This window comes from Pseudomonas brassicae (assembly GCF_010671725.1).
In the GTDB taxonomy this organism is placed as follows: domain Bacteria; phylum Pseudomonadota; class Gammaproteobacteria; order Pseudomonadales; family Pseudomonadaceae; genus Aquipseudomonas; species Aquipseudomonas brassicae.
On record NZ_JAAHBU010000348.1, the window covers coordinates 1 to 5,119 of the forward strand.

The 5,119-nt window shown below is 64.7% G+C and carries 4 protein-coding genes and 3 pseudogenes; 1 reads left to right on the forward strand and 6 read right to left on the reverse strand.

Annotated elements, in window-relative coordinates; all coding sequences use genetic code 11:
* Positions 1–84 precede the first annotated feature (84 nt).
* A complete protein-coding gene (locus G3436_RS21190; protein WP_163949121.1) occupies positions 85–633 on the reverse strand; it encodes an adenine phosphoribosyltransferase in 549 nt (182 codons plus the stop codon).
* A gap of 54 nt (positions 634–687) precedes the next feature.
* Positions 688–1,422 carry a Crp/Fnr family transcriptional regulator FnrA gene (gene fnrA, locus G3436_RS21195; protein ID WP_163949123.1) on the reverse strand — a complete coding sequence of 245 codons (735 nt, stop codon included), beginning with the start codon at positions 1,420–1,422 and terminating at the stop codon, positions 688–690.
* 157 nt (positions 1,423–1,579) lie between these two features.
* Between fnrA and G3436_RS21200 the strand changes: the two genes are divergently transcribed.
* Positions 1,580–2,047, forward strand: a complete 468-nt coding sequence (locus G3436_RS21200) for a hypothetical protein (protein WP_163949125.1) — start codon at positions 1,580–1,582, stop codon at positions 2,045–2,047.
* A 14-nt stretch (positions 2,048–2,061) separates the two neighbouring features.
* Here the strand turns inward: G3436_RS21200 and hemN are convergent.
* The 4 genes and pseudogenes from hemN to G3436_RS21220 all read right to left on the reverse strand — a co-directional run.
* Positions 2,062–3,442, reverse strand: a pseudogene (gene hemN / locus G3436_RS21205) (oxygen-independent coproporphyrinogen III oxidase).
* An 82-nt stretch (positions 3,443–3,524) separates the two neighbouring features.
* Positions 3,525–4,207: pseudogene (locus G3436_RS21210) on the reverse strand (sulfite exporter TauE/SafE family protein).
* Entirely contained in the window at positions 4,200–4,415 is a 216-nt protein-coding gene (gene ccoS / locus G3436_RS21215) for a cbb3-type cytochrome oxidase assembly protein CcoS (protein ID WP_163949127.1), read from the reverse strand. The pseudogene G3436_RS21210 and the gene ccoS overlap by 8 nt, the downstream one beginning before the upstream one ends.
* 12 nt (positions 4,416–4,427) lie before the next feature.
* Positions 4,428–5,119 (reverse strand): annotated as a pseudogene (locus G3436_RS21220) (HAD-IC family P-type ATPase); the annotation flags it as partial.

The following is a 5,119-nucleotide window of genomic DNA, read 5'->3' on the forward strand; positions in this document are numbered from 1 at the left end:
ACCAACACTGCCTTCAAGGGCACTGGAATACCTGTGGGAGCTGGCTTGCCAGCGAAGGGGGGGCGCAGCCCCCCCGGCGAGCGCCTAGCGCTCGCTCAGCGAAAACTCGGTCAGGCAGAACGTCGGAATACCCGTCGCCTGCAGCTTCTGCGAGCCACCCAGCTCTGGCAGGTCGATGATCGCCGCCGCCTCGAACACCGCCGCGCCCATGCGCCGTACCAGGCTGGCCGCCGCGAGCAAGGTGCCGCCGGTGGCAATCAGGTCATCGAAAATCAGCACCGCGTCACCTTCGCACAGGCTGTCCGCATGCACTTCCAGGAACGCCTCGCCGTACTCGGTCTGATACCCCTCGGCCAGCACATCGGCCGGCAGCTTGCCCTGCTTGCGGAACAGGATCAGCGGCTTGTTGAGCTGGTGGGCAATGATCGAACCGATCAGGAAGCCACGCGCGTCCATCGCGCCGATGTGGCTGAACTCGGCCTCGACATAGCGCTCGATGAACTGGTCGGCAACGTGGCGCAAGCCCCGCGGCGACTGGAACAGCGGGGTTATGTCGCGAAAGATCACGCCAGGCTTGGGGAAATCCGGTACCGGGCGGATCAGGGCTTTGAGGTCGAAGGTGTCGGTGGGCATGGTGCAGGTATCCTGAAAGGCAAACGCCGGCCAGTATACCTGCTGTGCAGCGTTTCAGCTGTCCAGTGAGCCGCCCGCCAGGGCGCACAGCTGAATCGGGTCGATGATGCGCACTTCCTTGCCCTCGGCTTCGATCAGGCCGTTCTGCTGGAAGCGGGTGAACACCCGCGAGACGGTTTCCACCGCCAGGCCCAGGTAGTTGCCGATCTCGTTGCGCGACATGCTCAGGCGGAACTGGTTGGCCGAGTAGCCACGGGCACGAAAGCGTGCCGACAGGTTGACCAGAAAGGTGGCAATACGCTCGTCGGCGGTCTTTTTCGACAGCAGCAGCATCATCTGCTGGTCGTCGCGAATCTCGCGGCTCATGACCCGCATCAGCTGGCGACGCAACTGAGGCAGCTGTACCGACAGTTCATCGAGGCGCTCGAACGGGATTTCACACACCGAGGTGGTTTCCTGGGCCTGGGCCGACACCGGATAGGCTTCGGTGTCCATGCCCGACAGCCCGACCAGTTCGCTGGGCAGGTGGAAGCCGGTGATCTGTTCTTCGCCACTGTCGCTAAGGCTGAAGGTCTTGAGTGCGCCGGAGCGTACGGCATACACCGAACCGAAGTTGTCGCCCTGCCGGAACAGAAATTCGCCTTTTTTCAGCGGACGCCCGCGTTTGACGATGTCATCCAGTGCGTCCATGTCTTCCAGGTTCAGCGAAAGCGGCAGGCACAGAGGCGCCAGGCTGCAATCCTTGCAATGGGCCTGGCTGTGAGGGCGCAGTTTGACTGGCTCGGACATTTCGATCGATCCTTCTGGGAAAGCACACATAAGCCGTAAGGGTAACTCAGACGGCCGGGTTCAGGCCAGCGTGCGCACTTTTGATGCGGGCTGGTCTCATGATCGGCGACGATTGGCCGATAACCCTGAATAGTGTCTCTTGCAAGGAAGCCTGTCCATGCGTTCGATCGATCCCAATGCTGCAAGCCTCCCTGTGCTGGCAGTGACGCCAGCCTCCGGCGAGGTCCTTTCAACTCCCCTCAATAGCGCTGAACAGGCTGTGCCCACGGCTTCCGAGGGGGTTCGGGTGAACCTTTCGGCCGGTGGCATGCGCGCCTCCAAAAGCAACGGCGACAAGGATATTGAAGAGAGCGGCCTGCCCGATACCATCCAGAAGATGCTCAAGATGATCCGCAAACTGCAAAAGGAGTTGGCGGAAAAAATGGAGCAGCTCAATGCAGTGATGCGCGATGACTCGCTCAGCCCTGAAGAAATGCGACAAAGGGTCTCATCCCTGCAAGGCGAAATCACCACCCTTGCGGGTGCGTTGACCACCGCCAATGCGGCCCTGGCCAAGGCCATGAAGCAGCAGAGCCTGAGCCCCGATCAGGTGGCCAAGGTGCTGGAGTTGCTCGCGGCCAAGTAAGGCGGGCGCGGGTCTCAGATGACCCGGGAAAACCGCTGGCGATTGTGCAGGTCCAGGTACGCATCGAATACCATGCAGACCGAACGCACCAGCAGCCGACCGGCGGGTAGCACCTTGATCCCGCGGCTGTCCAGGCTGATCAGCCCATCCTTGGCCATGCCTTGAAGCGCTGGCCATTGCGCGTTGAAGTAACCGCGAAAATCGATGGTGAACGTACGCTCGATGGTCTCGAAGTCCAGTTCGAAATGGCAGATCAATTGCTGGATCACGGCACGGCGCAAGCGATCGTCCTCGTTGCAGATCAGCCCGCGACGGGTGGGCAGCTGCGCGGCATCCAGGGTGTTCTGGTATTCGTTCAGGTCGCTGCTGTTCTGGCAGTAGAGGTCGCCGATCTGGCTGATGGACGACACGCCGAGGCCGATCAGGTCGCAGTGGCCGTGGGTGGTGTAGCCCTGGAAGTTGCGCTGCAGCGTCGACTCTTCCTGGGCGATGGCCAGTTCGTCGTCGGGCAGGGCGAAGTGGTCCATGCCGATGTAGCGGTAGCCGGCCTGGGTCAGTTGCTCGATGGTGTTGTGCAGCATTTCCAGCTTGAGCGCCGGCGCCGGCAAGTCGTTGCCGTCGATGCGCCGCTGCGGCATGAAGCGCTCGGGCAGGTGGGCGTAGTTGAACACCGACAGGCGGTCCGGCTGCAGCTTGATGACTTCTTCGACGGTGCGCGCAAAGCCCTCGGCGCTCTGCTTGGGCAGGCCATAGATCAGGTCGAGGTTGATCGAGCGAAACTGCAGGGTGCGCGCCGCTTCAATGATTGCGCGGGTCTGCTCCAGGCTCTGCAGGCGATTGACTGCACGCTGTACTACCGGGTCCAGGTCCTGCACGCCAAGGCTGACACGGTTGAAGCCCAGCTCGCGCAGCAGGCCCATGGTCGACCAGTCGGCTTCGCGCGGGTCATCTCGATGCCGTAGTCGCCCGAATCGTCGTCCAGCAGGTTGAAGTGCTGGCGCAGGTGCGCCATCAACTGGCGCAGCTCCACATGGCTGAGGAAGGTCGGCGTGCCGCCGCCCAGGTGCAATTGCTCGACGGTCTGCTTGGGGTCCAGGTGGCAGGCGATCAACTGGATCTCGTGTTCCAGGCGCTGCAGGTAGGGCAGGGCGCGACCGCGGTCCTTGGTGATGACCTTGTTGCAGGCGCAGTAGTAGCAGATGTTGGCGCAGAACGGCACATGCACGTACAGCGACAGCGGGCGCGCGCGCGGCGGCTGTCACGCAGGGCGTGCAGCAGGTCGAAGGAGCCGACCTGGCTGTGCAGTTGCACGGCCGTCGGGTAAGAGGTGTAGCGCGGGCCCGCCAGATCGTAACGGCGAATCAGGTCGGGGTCCCAGTGGAGGGCGTCGAGCATGGTGGCAGTCCCTGGAATGGCGGCAGTGTCCGGAGTCTAGGGAGCGTTGTGACAGAACGTGTTGATTTGTATCAACGGGTGTTCAGTGGCCCATGAGCCAGTGCTGGTGCGGCCCGGGCAGGGTCCATAGGCCGAACAGGATGACCAGCAGGCCACCGGTCATGCGCACGCCGCGCTTGCGTAGCAGGGCAGTGCTGCGTTCTGCGGCCAGGCCGGTGGCCAGCAGCACCGGCCAGGTGCCAAGGCCGAAGGCAAGCATCAGCAGGGCGCTGTGGCTGGCGTTGCCCTGGCTCGCGGCCCACAGCAGCGTGCTGTAGACCAGCCCGCACGGCAGCCACCCCCACAGCGCGCCCAGCAGCAAAGCGCGGGGCAGGCTCGACACCGGCAGCAAGCGCGTGGCCACCGGCTGGATGTGCCGCCACAGGCCGCGACCCAGGCTTTCGACATGGGTCAGGCCGCTCCACCAGCCGGCCAGGTACAGGCCCATGCAGATCAGCAACAGCGCCGCGGCGATGCGCATGCCCGTGGCCAGCGGGCTGTCGGCCAGGGCCCAGCCGGCCAGGCCGAGCATCAGCCCGGCACAGGCGTAGCTGAGGATGCGCCCCAGGTTGTAGGCCAGCAGCAGACGAAAACGCCGACTGCGCTGGTGTGCAGGGATGGCCAGGGTCAGCGCGCCCATCAGCCGCCGCACATGCCCAGGCAGTGCCCGCCACCGAGCAGGCCGAGGATCAGTGCCGAACTCAGCAGCGGCAGCAGTTCAAGCACGGGGCGGGGTGTCCTGCGGGTCGGCCTTGCGCGGTTCGGCTTCGTCCAGCGCGGCCTGGTGCTTGGGGTCCTGGTCGTCGAACAGGATGCTGTGCGCCGGCCCTTCGAGGTCGTCGTACTGGCCGCTGTCCACTGCCCAGAAGAAGATGTACACGGCAATCGCGACGATCAGCAGCGCAGCGGGAATCATGACATAGAGCGCTGGCATGGTGTCTCCGGGTCAGGCCGTCGCAGGGTGTGCGGCGTCGGCGAGGGTGGATGAGCCGGGCAGCGCACGCACACGCGTGAGGCGCAAGGCATTGAGTACCACGATCAGCGAGCTGACCGACATGCCGACCGCCGCCCAGATCGGAGTGATCCAGCCCAGGGCGGCGAACGGCAGCATGAAGCCATTATACAGGCCGGCCCACAGCAGGTTCTCGATGATGATGCGGCGTGTGCGACGCGCCAGCGTGAACGCCTGGATCAGCGCCTCCAGGCGGTTGGACAGCAGCACCGCATCGGCGCTGGTCTTGGCCAGGTCGGTGGCCGAGCCCATGGCGATGCTGATGTCGGCGGCGGCCAGTACCGGCACGTCGTTGACCCCGTCACCCAGCATCAGCACCTTGTGTCCCTGGGCCTGCAGCGCCTTGAGGCGCTGCAGCTTGTCGTCAGGCAGCAAGCCGCCGACGGCCTGGTCGATCTGCAGGTGGGCGGCGACACTGGCCACCATCGGCGAGCTGTCGCCTGACAGCAGCAGGGTCTGCCAGCCGCGGGCACGGCAGGCTGCCAGCAGGTCGGCGGCGTCATGGGCGCAGGCGGTCGTCGAGCACGAACCAGGCCAGCGGCCCGTCGCTGTCGCCCAGCAGCAGCCATTGCCCGGGCTCGTCCGGCATGGCCGGGACCGGGCTGTTGCTCAGTGCGCACACGAAG